The organism is Companilactobacillus sp. HBUAS59699 (genome assembly GCF_036913575.1).
Lineage (GTDB): Bacteria > Bacillota > Bacilli > Lactobacillales > Lactobacillaceae > Companilactobacillus.
Genome location: NZ_JAYKTV010000005.1, coordinates 155,349 through 175,358, shown reverse-complemented (window position 1 = coordinate 175,358; position 20,010 = coordinate 155,349). Strand labels below are relative to the sequence as shown.

The following is a 20,010-nucleotide window of genomic DNA, read 5'->3' as shown; positions in this document are numbered from 1 at the left end:
TTTTGGATTTATTATTTAACTTCTTCACCAATAATTCTAACTTCAGTATGAAGATCAATACCAAATTGGTATTTAATAGCTTTTTGAATCAAATGAATCAAGTTCATGTAATCAGTTGCCGTTGCACCACCAAGGTTTACAATAAATCCGGCATGTTTCATAGAGACTTGTGCTCCACCAATGATTCTTCCTTGCAAACCAGCCTTGATGATCAGTGGGCCAGTAAAATGACCTGTTGGACGTTTAAAGACACTACCGCAGCTTGGATATTCCAACGGCTGTTTCGAACGTCTAAGCGCATTTAAACGGTCCATTTCAGCCTGAATTTTTTCACCGTCTCCAGGTTTCAATGAGAATGTCGCACTAATGACGATTGCACCATTTTCTTGTACTAAACTATGACGATATGAGAATTTCATATCGTCATGTGTCAGCGTTACAATTTTTCCATCTGGCAACAATACTTCTGCAGATTCAAAGACATCCTTGATCTCACCACCGTATGCGCCAGCGTTCATAAAGACAGCACCACCGACACTTCCAGGTATTCCCGCAGCAAATTCCATTCCGGTTAGCGAGGCTTTCTGTGCGGCAATCGTAGTATTGATGATCGTGGCGCCAGCTTCAGCAGTAACCTTATTACCATTAACTTCAATCTTCTTAAAGTTAGGCAAAATAATGACAACTCCACGTATGCCACCGTCTTTAATAATCAAATTACTTGCATTACCAATGATAGTAATGGCAATATCATTCTCACGGGCTGTATTAACGATTTCGACTAGCTCTTTACGATTTTTGGGAAACGCAAGAGTATCGGCATTTCCGCCAGTTTTGGTAAAAGTATACTTACTCAATGGTTCGTCAGTTTTAAATTCAATATTAGGTAATTTTTCAATTGGAAAGTTCAAAATTTCATCATCCTTAATATATGTAAGCTATCTATAATTTTAGCACATACTATGTATCATAACGAACTGCCAAGTTCTGGAATAATGATATAATCGTTTCGAGGTGATTAAATAATGAAACTTATATCATGGAACGTCAATGGACTACGTGCCGTCGTCAAAAAGGATTTTAAAAACATTGTTGATCAATTAGATGCTGACATCATTTCGGTTCAAGAAACCAAGTTACATCAAGATCAAATCGATCTTGATCTGCCAGGCTATGAACAATATTTTTATGATGCAGAACGCAAAGGATATTCCGGTACAGCAATTTTTACAAGAGAAAAACCTATCAATGTTACACGTGGACTCGGTGTAGACGAATTAGATACCGAAGGTCGAACGCTAACACTTGAATTTCCCAAATTTTATTTAATCGATAGTTACTCGCCTAATTCTCAACAAGAATTAAAACGTCTCGATTTCAGAATGCACTACGATGATGCCCTAAGAGAATATATGAAACGTCTATCTGCAGATAAACCTGTTATTCTGTGCGGTGATCTAAATGTTGCCCACGAAGAAATCGATATTAAGAATGATAAAACGAACCATAAAAATCCCGGTTTTTCAGATGAAGAACGTAACAAGTTCTCTGAATTACTAAATAGTGGTTTCATTGATAGTTTTCGTTATTTACATCCTGATGAAATCAAATATTCTTGGTGGAGTTATCGTTTTAATGCTCGTAAAAATAACGCCGGTTGGAGAATTGACTACTTTGTAGTCTCCAACAATGGTAAAGACATGATCGATAATGCTGACATCTTAACCGATGTTTACGGATCAGATCACTGCCCAATCGAATTAGATCTAAACATATAATACTAAGGAGTTTTAATATGAACTTTGTTTCCATGGATTTTGAAACTGCCAACGGACATCGTACTAGTGCCTGTTCTTTAGCACTGGTATTAGTACGTGATAGCAAGATCGTCGACAGTTTTTACACACTGATCAATCCACAAGAATATTTCAGTCCTAGAAATATTCAGATTCATCACATTCGACCTGACGATGTCAAAGATGCACCAACGTTTGATCAAGTTTGGACACACATTCAACCACTATTCGACAGTTCACATTTAGTTGCTGCTCACAATGCTAGTTTCGACAATAGTGTTTTGAAGAATACATTAACAAATTACGGTATTTTTGCACCTAAGTATCTGACAATCGATACTTTAAAAACCAGCCGCAAATTTTATCCACAATTACCAAATCACAAATTAGATACCGTTTCACAAAATCTAAACATTGACTTAGAGCATCATCACAATGCTTTAGCTGATAGTATTGCCTGTGCTGAGATCTTACTAAAAACTGAGCAAGAATTCGGTACGGAACAAATAAAAAAGATGGTTAAGCTAACTAGCTAAACCATCTTTGACATAATTATCGTTTTATCTGTCTCTGACTCTGTTGCAAATCCATACTTTTGATAAATATGGATCGCGGCAGGGTTATTTTTGTATACTTCTAATTTTAATTTGTTTAATACTGAATCACTAGCCCAATCAAGGGCTTCTTCAGTTAAATATGACGCGATCCCATTATTCCAGAAATCAGAATCAACGACTACACCGAATTCAGCAACACCTTCAACAATCTCTTCCAATCTACAAAAACCAATAATATCATCATCAAAAATTGCTACGATCAATTCATTCTTGGTCGAATTATAAATTGCATCGATTGATTCTTCTTCCATTTGAACAGTAACTTCGTTCAAGGAAGCATGCTCAATAAAATTACTTTGTGTACTGACCCGCTTCAAAAAAGTTAATAAGTTAGCAGCATCAGTTGGAATTGCCTCTCGTAATGTTAATTGTTCACTCATTCAGGATCTCCATTCATCAAATCTCCGAAGTTGCGTTTTTCATATCGATCACCATACAATTTGAACGTAATTTGACGATCATCATCTGATTCAAGACGTTTAATATTGATCGACATGTGATCATCCGGTACTTCGTCCTTAATAAACTGTGGCCATTCAACAATAGTAATGCCATCACCATTAAAGTATTCGTCGAACCCTAGATCTTCATCTGGACTACTCTCCAATCGATATGCATCCATGTGATAAAGCGGCAACCGTCCATCTTGATATTCACGAATCAAAGTAAATGTTGGACTTTTAACATTTTTCTTGATACCTAATCCTTGAGCTAATCCTCTAGTAAAAGTAGTCTTACCTACACCGAGATCGCCATTCATCAAAATGACGTCCCCTGCTTGCAAATAAGGTGCTAATTTTTTACCTAAAGATTCTGTATCTTGATAAGAATGTGTTTGTAGTTGATATTCAGTCATATAATTCTCCATTAAAAAATTAAAGTGCTAAAGCAGCTGTAAGAATTGATGTCTTGTATACATCTTCTTCGTTACATCCACGTGATAAATCAGAAATTGGTTTGTTCAAACCTTGCAAGATAGGTCCAATAGCTTCAAATCCACCGAATCTTTGAGCAATCTTGTAACCAATGTTACCTGATTGTAGGTCAGGGAATACGAAGACGTTAGCGTGTCCAGCAACTTTTGAACCTGGAGCCTTTTGTGCACCAACACTTGGTACAAAAGCAGCATCGAATTGTAATTCACCATCAACTGGAAGATCAGCATCAAGCCCATGAGCAAATTCAGTTGCCAATGAAACTTTATCTACTTCTTCACTCTTGGCACTTCCCTTAGTTGAGAAACTAAGCATAGCAACTTTTGGATCAATATCAAAGAGTTTTGCTGTCTTAGCAGTTTGAACAGCAATTTCAGCTAAGCCTTGAGCATCGGGGTTGATATTGATAGCACAGTCAGCAAACATGTATCTCTCGTCACCCTTTTGCAAAATAAATGAGCCACTGATTCTTGAGTTTCCTGGAGCTGTCTTAACGATTTGAAGTGCTGGACGAACAGTATCACCAGTTGAATGAACAGAACCTGATACCATACCATCAGCCTTATCCATATAGACAAGCATTGTACCGAAGTAATTATTATCTTTCAACATCTTCAAAGCTTGTTCTTTGGTATTCTTGCCCTTACGACGTTCAACGAAAGCTTCAACCATTTCATCAAATTCAGGATAAGTTTCTGGATCAATAATTTGGAGACCAGTAATATCAAAAGAATTGTCACTGGCAACCTTAGTAATATCATCTTTGTTTCCTAATAAAATTGGTTTAAGAATATTATCTTTTTGTAGACGAACTGCAGCGCCTAAGATACGAGGTTCTGTACCTTCAGGCAATACAATAGTTAAATTTTTCCCATCAATTTTGTTCTTAAGACTTTCAAATAAATCCATTATTTCTCCTCCATTTCATCGACAACTTCAGGTAATTGCCAATTGATTACCCTTTCATTATAGGATAAAAGCGCTTTATTTGTTCGAGAAAATGGATTTGAACCAAAAAAACCTCGATATGCGGATAATGGACTTGGATGTGGCGACGAAATAATTGTGTTCTTAGATTTATCAATTAACGGAATTTTGCTCTTTGCGGCACCACCCCAGAGAATGAAAACTACCTTGCCACGGTCAGACAACGCCTTGATCGCATAATCGGTCAATTGTTCCCAACCTTTACCTCTGTGTGAGTATGCCTGTCCTCTTCTAACCGTTAGAACAGAATTAAGCAGTAATACACCTTGATCAGCCCAAGACTTCAGATAACCATGATTAACCGGCTTACAGCCCACATCGTCTTGTAGTTCCTTATAAATATTGACTAATGATGGTGGAATTCTTACACCTGGTGCCACCGCAAAGCTGCAACCGATAGCCTGATTAGGTTCATGATAAGGATCTTGTCCCAAAATCACTACCTTAGTATCTGAAAAAGATGTCCAAATAAAAGCTTGAAAAATATGATACATATTAGGATAAATCGTTTGTGTACTATATTCTTTTTTTAAAAAATTGTGCAGATTCTGATAATACGGTTTGTCAAATTCTCCATTTAAAACCTCTTGCCAATCATTTTTTATCAATGTTCTCAAATTTACACCTACTGTCCTTGTATATGTTTTCTTAAAATATGGTAACATTCAATTATAGAATAACGCATTCGGAGGAACTTTATGATTAAATTAATTGCATCAGATATGGACGGAACTTTATTAAACGAAAAAATGGAAGTATCCGAACGTAATATTCAGGCTATTAAAAAAGCCGAAGCTAATGGAATTGAATTCCTAATTGCTTCGGGACGTGGCCTCAGTGAAGCAAAACCATTTTTAAAAGATCGTGTACATCCAGGTTTCATCACTCTTAACGGTGCTGAAGTCTTCGATAATAATGAGAATCTTGTCTCCAGTAATCCTATTTCTAGTGAAGCAAAGAAAAAAATCGTCGAATTATTCCATAAGTATAATATTTATTTTGAAATAGTTACTGACAAAAAGATTTTTTCTGATAATAAAGAATTAAGAGTTTCTAGTCTAGCTCAATTGTTAGTCAGCCTTAATCCTGGAACAACTTATGAACAAGCATACGCTGATACTTTGGAACGTATCAAGATGACTCCGATGACTTTTGTTGACAGTTACGATAAAATCGTCAGTGACGAATCATATAAAATTATGAAATTATTAGCCTTTGATTCTGGAGACGATCGTGATGTTAAGTTGAATCCTTTAAAAGATGAAATTCATGCATCATTAAAAGATGTCATCGTTACATCCTCATCCCCTAATAATATCGAAGTTAACAGTATCGATGCTCAAAAAGGGATTGCACTGATGGAGTACGCTAAAACCAAGAGTATTAAGAAGTCAGAAACAATGGCGATCGGTGACAATCTTAACGATGCTTCAATGATCAAAGATGCTGGTGTTGGTGTCGCAATGGAAAATGCTATTCCAGAAATCAAAGAAATGGCTGATGAATTCACTGACAGCAACGCTAATGACGGTGTTGCCCAAATTATCGAAAAGGTTATCGCTCAAAATGAGATGGAGGGTCAAGTGGAATGAAACTTTATATACGCAAAGCAGATTTAATGGTGGGAAATATTCTTGTAATTACAAATCAGAATAAAGAAACTATTTTTATTGCTTCGCGTGATAAAGACAATCCTTTTTTGATCCAATTGTACAATCGACTTAATACTAAGATTGGAGAAATCAAACTTAAGAATAATTTCTTGAAGATTTATTCAATCGAAGTAAACGGTGAAGAAGTAGCTACGATCAATGCTTTGCCCATGATAGATATGAAATATGTTTATCTATCAAAGATAAATTGGAATATTATTGGCAACTTAGTTATCTCTAAATATCACGCTGTACAAGCAGGTGAAGAAATAATGAAAGTTCAGCCAACTATTATGGGACAGGGTCATCCTGGCCTTGAAATTGATATCAATGAAATGGACAACGGTCCAGTTGGTACGATGGTTGCTATCTTCTTAGATAAGTACATCAAAGTTCCTAACCTTAAACCAGACACGGATGTTAATATCGGTTTTAAATCGAAATTATCGTTGTTTAATTTTAAAAACAAATGTTGATAGTGGTTGCTGTGCCGCCGACAGTGGAAAACAATTCCATCTGCCCTGGGACCTGCTTAAGTCTTCGTCTTAAGCCTCGCTTTGAAGCCTATAGTCTTCAAAGTCGTCCAAGTTAATACTTGGCAGTAACTAAATAAAGTAATTACCTGGTTTTATACTTTACAAATTAAAAATCGCACATCACGACAATTTGGATATATCATTTATCCGTTTGTCGTGATGTGCGATTTTTTGTAATTAATCCATATAGCTGAAGGCCTGCGGAAATATCCACAAACCTATTTGTTAAGTTCAAGTTGCATATGATCATACAAGTGATCACCAATATACAATTGACCTACTTTTTTGAATCCAACTTTATCATAAAGATGTCTGGCTGGTTTGTTAGCTACATCAACATTCAAACTCATGATCTTTTCGCCACGATCACGAATAAGTTCAATCAATTCTTTTAATGTTTTCGTACCAATCCCCTTGCCTTGCATATCTGGAGCAACAGCAAACGAATCAAGATACCATTCTCCTGGCCAAGCTTCCTTGTCAGTAAAAATGCTATCTTTCTTGATTCCATGTTCATGCATGATCTTTACTAATGGTGCATCAATTCCGTCTTCTAATTCTTCAGGATAACCAACTGAAATTGCTGCTACTTTACCATCGATCTCGTTAACCAAAATATGGTCTAATCCATAACGATAATCTGGTAATTCAAAACCCTCACGAATAATTTGTGCCATCGTATCATTGCCTAGTTCTTTGAAAATATCTAATTCCATTTCATCAAATATTTGGAACAATGTAGGTAATATCTGATCGATGTCTCCCTCTTTTGCATATCTAAACATACTTTCACCTCAATAACATAATACATGAACTTGATAAAATTACCAAACCCAACAAAAAAATACCCATATGGGTATTTGATTTATCGAACGGCATTTTTCATAACACGTTGAATCTCACGTTCTTGATCACGTCTCTTGATCGTTTCACGTTTATCGAATTGACGTTTACCTTGAGCAACACCGATCAAAACTTTTGCAAAGCCATTCTTCAAATATACTTTCAAAGGAATAACAGTAATTCCTTTCTCTTGTATTGTTGAAGAAATTCTTCTGATTTCTTTTTTGTGTAACAGTAACTTTCGATTACGCAATGGATCATGATTAAATTGATTCCCTTGATCATAAATAGCGATATTTACATTTTCAAGCCACAATTCACCATTTCTTGCTTGAACGAATCCATCACGAATATTGATCTTGCTTGCTCGTACAGATTTTATTTCAGTACCTGTTAGCGAAATTCCCGCTTCGTAAGTATCTAAAATACTATAATCATGGCGAGCTTTACGATTATTAGCCACTTCATTAGCAGCCTTTACGTGATGCTTTTTCATTTCTCATCACCGACTTTCGTATTTACCACGTCTTCTGTTATTGCCATTGTGCCCATTATGTCCGTGATTATTGTTGCCACGACCACGATTACCATTTGAATGATTGTTTGAGTGACCGTTAGAACGACCATTACCACCACTGTGACGACGATCACTGCGGCTGTGACTTCCACGGCGCTTAGCAAATTCTTCTTCACGCTTCTTAGCTTGTTCAGCTTCTTCTGGTGTCAATACTCGCTCAAAATCGATCTGACGGTGTTCAACATCAGCACGGATCAATTTGACTTGGATCGGTTGGCCAACTTTAAAGGTCTTACCTGTACCACGACCATGCATCGACATGCTCTTCTCGTCATATTCATAATAATCATCTTTCATATTAGAAATATGAATCAAGCCTTCAACCGTATTATCTAGTTGAATGAACATACCAAAACTTGTCACTGAACTGACAACTGCATCGAATGTTTGACCAACTTGATCAGCCATGTATTCTGTCTTCTTAAGATCATCAACGGCACGTTCAGCATCGATTGATTTTCTTTCACGACCAGAAGTATGATCACCGATCTCTTTAAGTTTGCCGCCCCACTTAGCTTGTTCATCATCAGTAAAGCCATTTTCAGCATAACTGTGAATCATACGGTGAACGGTCAAGTCAGGATAACGACGAATTGGTGAAGTGAAGTGTGTATAGTACTTAGCAGCTAATCCAAAGTGACCTAATGGTTCATCTGAATATCTAGCTTGTTGCATACTTCTCAACAGCATGATCGTAACAACTGCTTCCTCTGGTGTACCTATTACTTGTGATAGGACACCTTGGAACATCTTCGGACTAATGTCTTTCAAATTACCATGTACATCGATTCCCATAGCTGCAACGAATTCAAAGAATTTCTTAACTTTTTCATCATCTGGCTTTTCATGGACACGATATAGGAATGGTACATGCTTCAAATTGTAATTCTTAGCAACTGTTTCATTTGCGGCCAACATGAATGATTCGATCATACGCTCTGAAGTACCACGATCACGTAATTGGATGTCAATTGGCTTACCATTTTCGTCCACAATGATCTTAGCTTCTGTTTCTTCAAAGTCGATCGCACCACGTTCATGACGCATCTTAAATAAGATGTCATGTAATTCTGACATATCTTGCAACATTGGAACCAATGGCTTGTATTCTTCACATAATTCAACATCACCATCTAAAATCTTATTAACATTGTTATAAGTCATACGATATTTAGATTGGATAACACTTGGGTAAATGTCATATTTTTCAACTTGACCAGCACGGTTAATAATCATGTCACAAGTCAAGGCTAATCTATCTTCACCGGGATTTAAGGAACAGATTCCATTAGACAATCTGAATGGAAGCATAGGAATAACACGATCAACTAGATATGTACTAGTACCACGTTCATATGCTTCCTTATCTAGGGCTGAACCTTCAGTTACATAGTGAGTAACATCAGCGATATGGACTTCAAGATGAAATTTGCCATCTGCCGTTTTTTCAACACCGACAGCATCATCAAAGTCTTTGGAATCATCCCCATCAATTGTAATAACCATATTGTCAGTTAAATCATGACGTCCTTCTCGATCACTCTCAAGCACATGGTCAGGGATCTTTTCAGCTTCATCCAATACTTCCTTAGGAAATTCAGGATTAATATCATTGTCAATAACGATCGACATGATATCAACGCCAGGGTCATTCTTATTACCAATGATCTCTAGCGCTGTTCCTTCCATACTTTGTGGATGCTTGTCATTTGGATATTCATCGATCGATACTTGGACCATATCGCCCATTTGAGGGTGTAATCCCTTATCTGAGATGAATACCATGTAAGAAGCTAGTTTCTTCTCATGACTCTTAACATAACCATAGTGACCTGATTTTTCGACCTGAGCATCACTGTATGGATGGAATTCACCTACAAGGTTTGACAATGAACGTTCAACGATCTTAGTGATCTCACCTTCAGGTCCTTTATCGATCCATGGATTAGATGGTTTAGTGATCTTAACTTCAACTGTATCTCCATTAACAGCGTGAAGAGTATTGTCTCTAGCTACAAAAGCATCTGGTTCTACTTCATCATAGCGGACAAAACCAAAGCCCTTGTCATTACCCTTAAAGGTACCTTCTAATACCTTATCCGGTTGAGCCATCTTAAATTCATCTTTATTTGTGAGAGTTATCTTACTCTCGCCTTCAAGAACTGCCAAAGCTTTAACAACACGTTTAAATGCTGAAGCTCCATGCATTCTTAATGAGTCTTCAATTTGTTCAGAAGTATATCTACGTTCCGGATTATTTCTGAAAAATTCTAGTATATCTGCAATTAATTTATCTTCTTTATCAGGCATTTCTATCCTCAATATTTTCTAAAAAGTTTAACACATCGCCCTCTAATTCTTTGTGAGCACGGTTAATTGTCAAAACATGTCCCGCATCGTATTGATGGAAATCTGCTGTCTTGACTATCTGAGCCACCTGTTCTGCAGCTTCAGGATCTACCATTTTATCTCTCGTACCTTGCCCTATAAAATAAGGCTTATCTATTTCAGCTAATTTATTACCAACACCAGTGGTTGTATTTCTGATATTGAGCAGCATTGAGTCGATCTTTGAATCGATCGTTCGCAAATTCTCGTATTTTTCGATCTCAGAGACTTCTCGAATTTCGTACGCTTTTTCGGCATAAGTCATGAATGCCTTTCTGACATTCTTAAAATCCTTTGATAAGACTGGTGAACCAAAAACTCCACCGGCTTTTATTTCAGGGATCTCTTCGACTGCCTTTGTGGCAAAAATGGCTCCGAGTGAAAGTCCAAAAATATAAATATCGGTTTTGCCATTTTGCTTCAAAAAAGCTACGGCATCATTAACTTGCTGCCACCACTTATCGGGTCCACCCAAATTTAAAATATCCATCGGCTCCGCCGTCCCATGTCCCATGAACATCGGTGCATAGGCTGAATAACCGTTTCGTTCCAACATTCGGCCCATCAATCTCATATCATTAGACGTCCCAGAAAAAGAATGCAACAAAATTACAGCCTTTTTCCCTGCATCAAAGTAAAAAGGTTTTGGTGTCAAAATCTTCAATAAAACCCACTCCTTATAACAAAAAACCTCCTGAGCAACTTTTTTTAGTAGCTTCAGGAGGGTAACTTGCTTAGTGTGATGATAAATATACTAATACTAATGAGAAAACAAAGAATAGCACTAGTAAAACATAGGTAACCTTTACCATGAAGGCTTCAAAACCACGTTTCTTTTGGTTACTGAATAAGTCTCCACCGCCACCTGACAATGCATTCAATGCATCTTGTTGCTTTGTAGGCTGCATTAGTACTGCGATAATTATCAAAATAGAAACAATAATTAGTAAAGTTTCAATAACGTTATACACCCGTAAAACCTCCGTTCATGGTGTTAAAAAGCTGAAATCACTCCTAAAACAATAACACAAAATAAGTCAAAATTCTAGTCAATTTCATTAATCAGATGATTTATCTCATTACGAATCTTAACACGTTTAGCTGCATTGACCATCATGACGATCCGGTCTCCAGCCTTAATTACCGTGTCTCCTTTAGGAATGATCTGAGTCTCTCCACGGTAAATAGCAATTATCAGAATATCCTTAGGAAAAGGAATATCACGAATATACTTACCATCGATCGTACTACCTTCAAAGATCGGCATTTCCAATCGATCGTTGTATTTGCTAACACGATTCAAATAATTAGAATTGATATTTAATCCTTCTTTTAAGGATTCATAAATTGGAGCACCATTAAGTATATCTACTACTATGTACGCTATTAATGATAACACAGCCAAAGGCATTAGGTGTTGTAAGGAACCTACCATTTCTGTAACTAAGATAATAGCGGTAAATGGCGCCTTACCGATACAGGCAAAATATCCTGCCATCGAAAAAATAATTAAATTACTTTCAAATCCAGCTGGCAATAATCCCATTTGATGCATGAACACTGCATAAATTGCACCGATAATTGCACCAAGATTCAGAATTGGTAAGAAAATACCGCCTGGTAAACCTGATCCATATGAAATCATTGAAAAGATAAATCTCAATGCTAATAATCCTAACAAGAATGTCATGCTAGAACCCCAGCCATTCAAGCTAGTTATAATACTATTTCCACCACCAATTAATTGTGGAAACATCATTCCGATAGGTAGTATCAAGATCATTGGAACTAAGCCTTGCAAATAACGTGGAATCCTAGTTTTTTCATACCAAGACGGCATTGCTAACAATACTATTTGATATAATCTTCCCATTAATCCTAGGATGATCCCTAAAATAATCAAGTGCCAATACATCCCTACTGGCATACTCTGTTTGTACGGTATATCTAGAACTGGTTTCAAGCCAAAGACATACAGTGCAATCAAGTTAGAACTAACGGCACTGGCTAAAGCTGTGACCCAAACTAATGGTGAAAAGTTGTGATAGATCTCTTCCAGCACAAACATCGAACCAGCGATTGGAGCATTAAAAGCAGCGGCCAATCCACCGGCAGCACCACTAGCAATCAAAACTCGACGAAAAACTCCAGTTTCTTTAGTAAGTTCGCTGAACCCTTGTCCAATTGCTGATCCTAATTGAATCGATGGACCTTCACGACCAAGGAACAGACCTGGCCCAATACTAAGGATTCCTCCGACAAACTTACGCCAAAGAACTGACCACCATTTCATTTCCATTTCACCAGCTAATTGTGCTTCAACTTGTGGAATACCTGATCCAGAAATATCTGGTTCTTTTTTTAAAAATAGTGCAACCAATATTCCCATCACTGCTAGTAGAACTAATAATGCCACTAAAATAATTATATTGTGACGCGCCGTCACGTACGCACCCTGAAATATCGTCAGTAATTTACCGATCGACCAGCGAAATGAACTGACAACCGCACCGGTTAAAATACCGACGATGACACCTTCAAGTGTGAGTTTTAATTTATCGTTGTCTGCCACAACTACTTTCATAAAATTCCCCCTAATGCTAAAATTATACTCCAATATTTAATAGAAAAAAAAGCAGTCCTTAGACTACTTCATTTTTGGAACATCATAAATAGATGGGGATGGTTGGTAGAATCCAGCCTCTAACAACTCAATATCGGTCAAAACTTGTTCATCCGTGACTAATTTTGGAGCACCATTAACAATGGTTTCATAAACTGAATCATAATACATGCCGTAATCGCCGATCGGAGTTTTGATCTGCTTCTCGATCCAATCACCATTAGAATTTTGATATTTAGCCACACCATAATACATAGGACTATCTTCACCAAATCCTTCAGTGCCAGGCATAATTCCCGCCTTAAGATCATTTTCTTGTTGATCAGCACCATACTTAATAAATGATCCCTTAGTACCATGAACGATAAAACGTGGATACTCACTGGCAATATCATAACCAACTTTGACCTTAACTTTCATTTGTGTACCGTAATGAAGATCAACGTCAAAATAATTATCCACCGCATCTGCTACTTCAGTATTTCTAATATCATAGACGACTTTATCAGGACGACCAAATAAAGCTATCATCCGATCCATTAGGTGAATTCCTAGTCCATAAAAATTACCTTGCTCTTTAGTCCCTTTAGCAGAAACCTTGCCAGGACGATAGTAATCAATATGAGATTCAACTTCAACAATATCACCAAGAAAACCTTGGTCAATAACTTTTTTAGCAGCTAAATAATCTCCATCAAAGCGGCGATTTTGATATGGCATAACTAGCACTTGTTTTTCTTTGCCAAGTTGCAGTAATTCCTTCGCATGCTCAACTGTATCGACAAATGGTTTCTCAACGATTACTGACTTATTCGCATTGATTACTTGTTTAGCTAACTCGTAGTGTGTACTTGCTGGTGTACAAATTATAACCAAATCAATTTCTTTATCTTGTAAAATATCGTCAATGTTAGTCGTAAATTCTACACCCTTTTTACGGTATGGTTCAGCTAATTCTTCATTTGGACCCTTACGTGTATACACTTTTTTAAGTTCAAAATTATCTCGCACATTTAAATATGATAAATGATAACGATTGGCAGATTTACCAAATCCAATAAAAGCAATTTTTAAAGACATTCTAGTTCCTCCAATATTGAGACCAATAATACTTCTACTTTAACAAAACATACACGTAAAATACAGCTTCACAACAGTCTATATACTATCGTACAAGTCCCACTTGATAGTTCCTGTATATGTTCCTGCCTTTTCGTTGTTACCTATTCTAAGCAGGATGCCTTTGTCTTCTTCCCAATCAGCAATAATATCTTTGATTTCATCGCCGTCTATCTTATCAGTATAACTGGCGATCATCACCGGATTATTAACGATTGAAACAACTGAATTGCCATCATTATAAATCAACCCACCTTGTAACGTATTCGATTCGTTAGTTAAGGTAGTAGACGATGCCATTAACTTCCACTCAGAGCCAGCATTTCTGGCGTCATTGATCGACAGTTTCCAATCATTATTACGTCCGATTATGTTTGATTCTCCAATGTAATGAATCGAATTGAACGATACATTATCTGAAACCTCCTTGAAGCTCAAATAACCAGTTACGGTAATGGTTGCAGTTACAACATTGGACTTAGTTCCAACTCCGTCGGTGATGTATATATCTAACGTATTAACTCCCGGGAGTAACTCCGCAGCAGCAATATTGATTTGGAAAAGTCCCTGTTCATCGTCATTATCCATCTGAAAACTATCACGTTCAACACCGTTCAATTCAGTATTAACCGTGAAGTCAGAGTTAGTTATATTGACACTCCCACCAGCATACAAGATCACGCCGATCACATTTGCATCTTTCCCAGCCTGAATGGATTGTTTTGAACCACTGAGTATACCAATTGTAATTCCTTTATCTGATTGAATGGTAAATTTGGGTGTCTTCACATGGGTAATAAAATTAGTCGAAGAAAAATTGGACGTTTCCGCTCCAATATCAGTATCACGATTAACAGCAATGGCCTGTCCTGTGAATTCGATCGTCGCACTCTGGTTTGTTGACGATAGAGTCTCAGTTAAAGCATGTTGAATCTCGTTATCCTCCATATCTGCTATAGAAAATGTATCAGTAGTTCCATCTGCATAAGTTATCTTAGCCGTATCATCATAATCGATATTTTTAATATCAGTACTAGGCTTATCTGGGTCTGGGGCAATACCCGGTAACTTTATTTGGGCCACGATATTCTTCCAATCTCTTCTACCACTTTCATAATCAAGATTGTAAGATATCTTCAACTTATCTTTGGCAATAACCGCATCACCGTCAGCAATTTCTCTATCTTGTGTTTCATCATAAATCGATGGTGTAACTGTGGCATTAACTAAGTCAGGAATCGATTCAAAGATCACTAAGTTATTTTCATATTTACTACCAGTGGCTCCGGTAAAGCCCCATCTAACTTGTCCATTTTCCGATTCGAAGACATCTGTATCAATCGTAAAACTATTAGTCAGTGCATCAGGGTTTTCAGAACCATCGGAATTTATATCATCAAATTTGTAAGACATCACTTTACTGGAAGCATTCCAACTCATCGTTAGATGATGCCAGGATCCATTCGACAAGCCAACATTTGAAATCAATCCTACGTGATTCATGTAATTAATGTAACCCTTAATAACCCCAAGCAAATCATAATTCTTCGAGGCAGTATAGTAAGTGGATGCTTTCCCGGGATAATTAGCCGCAATGTGTTGCCCAGCATTTGGTATTTGAACATCAAAAGCACTGGCAGAGCCGGCTGCTGAATAACTATCATTATCGTTGATATACGTATCAAATTCCAAAGCCCAACTCTTTTGAATAGCAGTCGTCGCAAATTTTTCTGTATCTTTCAAACTACCATCCATATCGGCTGCCCATACTCCTAGGGTTTCACCACCAGTTGGTGTTTTTACGGTTTGTCCCAAAATATTCTTACTTGTATAAGTCGAAATTGCTCCCGTCTTGTTATCATCATTTTGCAAGACAAAAGCCATTCCATCACCTGGATTCTTAGTTCCACCGAAGTACATCCACATTGACATAGTTTGGTCTTTATTCAGATCAAAGTAATTACTATCCGTCGACCAAATTGCTCCTAACTGATCTTTAGCATAAGTCAATCTCACAGCATCGGTGTCAGTAACATAAGCGTTATTAACATCAACCACTGTCGAAACATTGTTCTTAAATGTTCCTGGAACAAAAATATCGTCCAAATTAAGTCCCTGTGGTGCACCGTTCATAGCCGAGGTATAATCGTCATCCGTTGCACTAGCAGCAAAAGTATTTTTTACTGGCATTATTAAAAATAATATGAAGCTAATGAATAATACTAAGTGTACGTATTGTTTCTTATTCAATCTTAATCTCATGATTTTTCTCCTGCGATTAAAATAAAGTAATTTTTTAACAATATTTTGAACTATACATAGTATACATGATGAAAATGTTTTTATTATTCAATAATCAAAATATTATTTTATATAATATGGTATTTTATTTATATTTTTATTTTAGGCAAAAAAAGACAACCCCGAAGGATTGTCTTAATTTCAAATATTAATTATTTGTTTAAGTTGTAGAAACTGTGGATACCCTTGTATTCAGCTTGGTCACCAAGTTGATCTTCGATTCTCATCAATTGGTTGTACTTAGCAATACGGTCTGTACGGCTCATTGAACCAGTCTTGATTTGACCTGCGTTTGTAGCAACAACAAGGTCAGCAATTGTTGTATCTTCTGTTTCACCTGAACGGTGTGATACAACAGCTGTGAATCCAGCTTCTTTAGCCATTTCGATAGCTTCGAATGTTTCTGTAAGTGTACCGATTTGGTTAAGCTTGATAAGGATTGAGTTTGATACTCCCATATCAATACCCTTCTTCAAGTAGTCTGTGTTTGTAACGAACAAGTCATCACCAACAAGTTGTACTTTCTTACCAAGAGCCTTTGTAACTTTTTGCCAATCTTCCCAGTTGTTTTCGTCAAGTGGGTCTTCGATTGTGATAACTGGGTACTTTTCAACGATTCCGTCAAGTAAGTCGATGAATTCGTCAGTTGTTAAGCTGGCACCATTTTCGCCTTCACCCTTAAGATCGTATTTACCAGTTTCTGTGTTGTAGAATTCTGATGAAGCACAGTCAAAACCAATAGCGACATCATCACCAGGTTTGTAACCTGCTTTTTCAATAGCTTCAACCAAAATCTTGAAAGGAGCTTCGTTGTTTTCAAGGTCAGGAGCAAATCCACCTTCATCACCAACAGCAGTGTTTAGACCTCGGTCTTTAAGCAATGATTTAAGTGCTTGGAAAGTTTCTGAACCCATACGTACGGCTTCGTGAACTGATTTTGCACCAACAGGTACGATCATGAATTCTTGGAAGTCAACGTTGTTGTCAGCATGCTTACCACCATTGATAACGTTCATCATTGGTGTTGGAAGTACGTGAGCATTAGGACCACCAAGGTATTCGTACAATGGAAGACCTAATTCGTCAGCAGCAGCACGTGCAGCAGCTAATGATACACCTAAGATAGCATTGGCACCAAGGTTACCCTTGTTTTCTGTACCGTCAAGATCGATCATAGCTTGATCAATAGCTCTTTGATCAGTAACATCCATACCAACAATCTTCTTAGCAATCTTGTCGTTAACGTTAGCAACGGCTTTAAGAACACCCTTGCCACCAAAACGTGATTTGTCGCCATCACGTAATTCAACAGCTTCGTGTTCACCAGTTGAAGCACCTGATGGAACGATTCCGCGGCCAAAGCCACCTAGTTCAGTATATAGTTCAACTTCAACAGTTGGGTTACCACGTGAATCAAGAACTTCACGACCTAAAATATCAGTAATTACAGACATATTTTAAAAATCTCCTTTTTGATTTTAATACAACCTAATTTTAACCTTTTTACTACTTAAAATAAATATCTAACTAAAAAAGTTATTATTTATTGAATGTTGCTAAAGCGATGAATGATTCAGGATCCATTGATGCACCACCAACAAGTCCACCATCAATATCTTCTTTAGCCATTAATTCTTTAACGTTAGCAGGTTTAACTGAACCACCGTAAAGGATACGTACTTTATCAGCAGTATCAGCATCATACAAACTAGCAATCTTTTCACGGATTACGTGAACCATTTCTTGTGCTTGATCAGCAGTAGCAGTCTTACCAGTACCGATAGCCCAGATTGGTTCGTAAGCGATAACTGATTTAGCTAAGTCAGCAGCAGAAATACCTTTAACGGCATTTTCGATTTGACCAGTAACCCAGTCTTCAGCCTTGCCAGCTTCACGTTGTTCTAGAGTTTCACCACAGCAGATGATAGGTAGCATGTTGTTCTTCAAGATAGCATGTGCCTTCTTGTTAATATCTTCGTCAGTTTCACCGAAGTATTGACGTCTTTCTGAGTGGCCAATGATTACATAATCAATGCCCATTTCATCAAGTGCTTTAGGTGAAGTTTCACCAGTAAAAGCACCAGTATCTTCAAAGTATGAGTTTTCAGCAGCAGTCTTTAAAGGTGTACCTTCAGCACCTGCAATAAGTGTTGTAAGGTCAATAGCTGGGGCACCGATAATTGTTTCAACGCCTGATTCTGGCAATTTACCTTTGATACCGTCTAAAAATTCTTGAGTTTCCTTAGGATTTTTGTTCATCTTCCAGTTACCCGCAATAATAGGTGTACGCATAAAATTAATTCTCCTCTGAAAAATAATTATTTGTTAGAAATTGAATCGATACCAGGTAATGTCTTACCTTCAAGGTATTCAAGTGAAGCACCACCACCAGTTGAGATGTGTGTTAGCTTATCAGCAATACCAAGACTCTTAGCAGCAGCAGTTGAGTCACCACCACCAACGATAGTAATAGCATCACTCAAGTTACCCATAGCACGTCCAACTTCAAGTGTACCTTCAGCAAACTTGCTCATTTCGAATGCACCCATTGGTCCATTCCATACAACAGTCTTAGCACCCTTTAGAGTGTCTTGGAACAATTTAACTGTCTTAGGTCCGATATCAAGAGCCATTTCGTCATCAGGAATATCAACACCGTCAGTAGTTGTTGCTTCAGCATCATTTGAGAATTCTTTAGCAACGATATGATCTACAGGAAGAACGATCTTGTCGCCAGCTTTTTGAAGGAGGTCCTTAGCTAGTTCAACTTTATCTTCTTCGAATAGTGACTTACCAATCTTGTGGCCTTGAGCAGCTAAGAATGTATAAGCCATACCACCACCGATTAAGATGTGATCTGATTTTGGAATTAAGTTTTCAATAACACCGATCTTATCTGAAACCTTAGCACCACCAAGAATTGTTACAAATGGGTGTACAGGATTGTCAACGGCGTTACCTAAGAACTTGATTTCCTTTTCCATTAAGAAACCAGCAGCAACTGGCTTGCCAGCAGCCTTCATAGCTGTTGAAATACCAACGTTTGAAGCATGGCTTCTGTGGGCTGTACCGAAAGCATCGTTGATAAATACGTCACCAAGTGATGCCCAGTATTCGCCAAGTTTAGGATCGTTCTTGCTTTCACGTTTGCCGAAATCGTTGTCGATATCTTGGAAACGTGTGTTTTCCATAAGTAGGATTTCGCCATCTTTAAGTTCATTAACGGCATCTTCAAGTTCTTTACCTTCGTTAACAGGTACGAACTTAACATCTAGTCCACTTAATTCTTGAAGTTTAGCAGCAACTGGCTTCAATGATAAAGCTTTCTTGTCTTCGTCACTCTTGATACGGCCCAAGTGAGATAGCAGGATAACCTTTCCACCATGTTCTGAAACATATTTGATTGTTGGGATAGCACCAACGATACGGTTTGTATCGCCGACAACACCATCTTTAATAGGAACGTTGAAATCTACACGCATCAAGACTTTTTTGCCTTTTACGTCAACGTCAGAAACAATAAGTTTAGCCATTGTAAATAAATCCTCCAATATTTTCCTTAAAAAAAGGCGGAAGGAGTTATCCTCCCTCCGCCAATTTAAATCGTTAAATTAGGTTTTATCTTAAATTAGATAC

Annotated in this window: 20 protein-coding genes; 4 read left to right on the top strand and 16 right to left on the bottom strand. The window is 37.4% G+C overall.

Annotated features, from left to right (window positions below; genetic code table 11):
• Nucleotides 1-11 precede the first annotated feature (11 nt).
• On the bottom strand, nt 12-911 hold the full coding sequence (gene murB, locus U8519_RS10630; protein WP_334330285.1) for a UDP-N-acetylmuramate dehydrogenase: 900 nt from the start codon (nt 909-911) through the stop codon (nt 12-14).
• A 114-nt stretch (nt 912-1,025) separates the two neighbouring features.
• On the opposite strand from murB, the gene U8519_RS10625 reads away from it, so the two are divergent.
• Both U8519_RS10625 and U8519_RS10620 read left to right on the top strand, forming a co-directional pair.
• On the top strand, nt 1,026-1,778 hold the full coding sequence (locus U8519_RS10625) for an exodeoxyribonuclease III (protein WP_334330284.1): 753 nt from the start codon (nt 1,026-1,028) through the stop codon (nt 1,776-1,778).
• 17 nt (nt 1,779-1,795) lie between these two features.
• Nucleotides 1,796-2,332 carry a 3'-5' exonuclease gene (locus U8519_RS10620; RefSeq protein WP_334330283.1) on the top strand — a complete coding sequence of 179 codons (537 nt, stop codon included), beginning with the start codon at nt 1,796-1,798 and terminating at the stop codon, nt 2,330-2,332.
• Here U8519_RS10620 and U8519_RS10615 read toward each other — a convergent pair.
• The 4 genes from U8519_RS10615 to U8519_RS10600 are packed head-to-tail and all read right to left on the bottom strand — an operon-like array spanning nt 2,329 to nt 5,000.
• Nucleotides 2,329-2,793: a GNAT family N-acetyltransferase gene (locus U8519_RS10615; RefSeq protein ID WP_334330282.1), complete on the bottom strand. Its 465-nt coding sequence runs from the start codon at nt 2,791-2,793 to the stop codon at nt 2,329-2,331. The genes U8519_RS10620 and U8519_RS10615 overlap by 4 nt on opposite strands.
• Entirely contained in the window at nt 2,790-3,269 is a 480-nt protein-coding gene (tsaE, locus tag U8519_RS10610) for a tRNA (adenosine(37)-N6)-threonylcarbamoyltransferase complex ATPase subunit type 1 TsaE (protein WP_334330281.1), read from the bottom strand. Before tsaE ends, U8519_RS10615 begins: the two co-directional genes overlap by 4 nt.
• 19 nt (nt 3,270-3,288) lie before the next feature.
• A complete protein-coding gene (gene pta, locus U8519_RS10605) occupies nt 3,289-4,257 on the bottom strand; it encodes a phosphate acetyltransferase (RefSeq protein WP_334330280.1) in 969 nt (322 codons plus the stop codon).
• Nucleotides 4,257-5,000 carry a uracil-DNA glycosylase gene (locus tag U8519_RS10600; protein ID WP_442892145.1) on the bottom strand — a complete coding sequence of 248 codons (744 nt, stop codon included), beginning with the start codon at nt 4,998-5,000 and terminating at the stop codon, nt 4,257-4,259. Before U8519_RS10600 ends, pta begins: the two co-directional genes overlap by 1 nt.
• Before the next feature lie 33 nt (nt 5,001-5,033).
• On the opposite strand from U8519_RS10600, the gene U8519_RS10595 reads away from it, so the two are divergent.
• Nucleotides 5,034-5,927 carry a Cof-type HAD-IIB family hydrolase gene (locus U8519_RS10595; protein WP_334330278.1) on the top strand — a complete coding sequence of 298 codons (894 nt, stop codon included), beginning with the start codon at nt 5,034-5,036 and terminating at the stop codon, nt 5,925-5,927.
• The gene (locus tag U8519_RS10590) at nt 5,924-6,463 is read left to right on the top strand and encodes a hypothetical protein (RefSeq protein WP_334330277.1); all 540 of its coding nucleotides are present in this window, start codon (nt 5,924-5,926) and stop codon (nt 6,461-6,463) included. Before U8519_RS10595 ends, U8519_RS10590 begins: the two co-directional genes overlap by 4 nt.
• 278 nt (nt 6,464-6,741) lie before the next feature.
• Here the strand turns inward: U8519_RS10590 and U8519_RS10585 are convergent, their stop codons facing one another.
• The 11 genes from U8519_RS10585 to U8519_RS10535 form a co-directional block, all read right to left on the bottom strand.
• A complete protein-coding gene (locus U8519_RS10585; RefSeq protein WP_334330276.1) occupies nt 6,742-7,308 on the bottom strand; it encodes a GNAT family N-acetyltransferase in 567 nt (188 codons plus the stop codon).
• An 80-nt stretch (nt 7,309-7,388) separates the two neighbouring features.
• On the bottom strand, nt 7,389-7,862 hold the full coding sequence (smpB, locus tag U8519_RS10580) for an SsrA-binding protein SmpB (RefSeq protein WP_334330275.1): 474 nt from the start codon (nt 7,860-7,862) through the stop codon (nt 7,389-7,391).
• Nucleotides 7,863-7,868: 6 nt separating this feature from the next.
• Nucleotides 7,869-10,253 carry a ribonuclease R gene (gene rnr, locus U8519_RS10575; RefSeq protein ID WP_334330274.1) on the bottom strand — a complete coding sequence of 795 codons (2,385 nt, stop codon included), beginning with the start codon at nt 10,251-10,253 and terminating at the stop codon, nt 7,869-7,871.
• Entirely contained in the window at nt 10,246-10,995 is a 750-nt protein-coding gene (locus U8519_RS10570) for an alpha/beta hydrolase (RefSeq protein WP_334330273.1), read from the bottom strand. Before U8519_RS10570 ends, rnr begins: the two co-directional genes overlap by 8 nt.
• 70 nt (nt 10,996-11,065) lie before the next feature.
• Nucleotides 11,066-11,302, bottom strand: coding sequence for a preprotein translocase subunit SecG (gene secG / locus U8519_RS10565; RefSeq protein ID WP_125569111.1), 237 nt, complete (start codon nt 11,300-11,302; stop codon nt 11,066-11,068).
• Nucleotides 11,303-11,376: 74 nt separating this feature from the next.
• Nucleotides 11,377-12,915, bottom strand: a complete 1,539-nt coding sequence (locus tag U8519_RS10560; protein ID WP_334330272.1) for a ClC family H(+)/Cl(-) exchange transporter — start codon at nt 12,913-12,915, stop codon at nt 11,377-11,379.
• A gap of 63 nt (nt 12,916-12,978) precedes the next feature.
• The gene (locus U8519_RS10555; protein WP_334330271.1) at nt 12,979-14,034 is read right to left on the bottom strand and encodes an oxidoreductase; all 1,056 of its coding nucleotides are present in this window, start codon (nt 14,032-14,034) and stop codon (nt 12,979-12,981) included.
• A gap of 78 nt (nt 14,035-14,112) precedes the next feature.
• Nucleotides 14,113-16,335: a lectin-like domain-containing protein gene (locus tag U8519_RS10550; protein WP_334330270.1), complete on the bottom strand. Its 2,223-nt coding sequence runs from the start codon at nt 16,333-16,335 to the stop codon at nt 14,113-14,115.
• A gap of 191 nt (nt 16,336-16,526) precedes the next feature.
• Nucleotides 16,527-17,828: a phosphopyruvate hydratase gene (eno, locus tag U8519_RS10545; protein WP_334330269.1), complete on the bottom strand. Its 1,302-nt coding sequence runs from the start codon at nt 17,826-17,828 to the stop codon at nt 16,527-16,529.
• A gap of 85 nt (nt 17,829-17,913) precedes the next feature.
• Entirely contained in the window at nt 17,914-18,666 is a 753-nt protein-coding gene (tpiA, locus tag U8519_RS10540) for a triose-phosphate isomerase (protein WP_334330268.1), read from the bottom strand.
• Between the two features lie 26 nt (nt 18,667-18,692).
• Nucleotides 18,693-19,907, bottom strand: a complete 1,215-nt coding sequence (locus U8519_RS10535) for a phosphoglycerate kinase (protein WP_334330267.1) — start codon at nt 19,905-19,907, stop codon at nt 18,693-18,695.
• Nucleotides 19,908-20,010 lie beyond the last annotated feature (103 nt).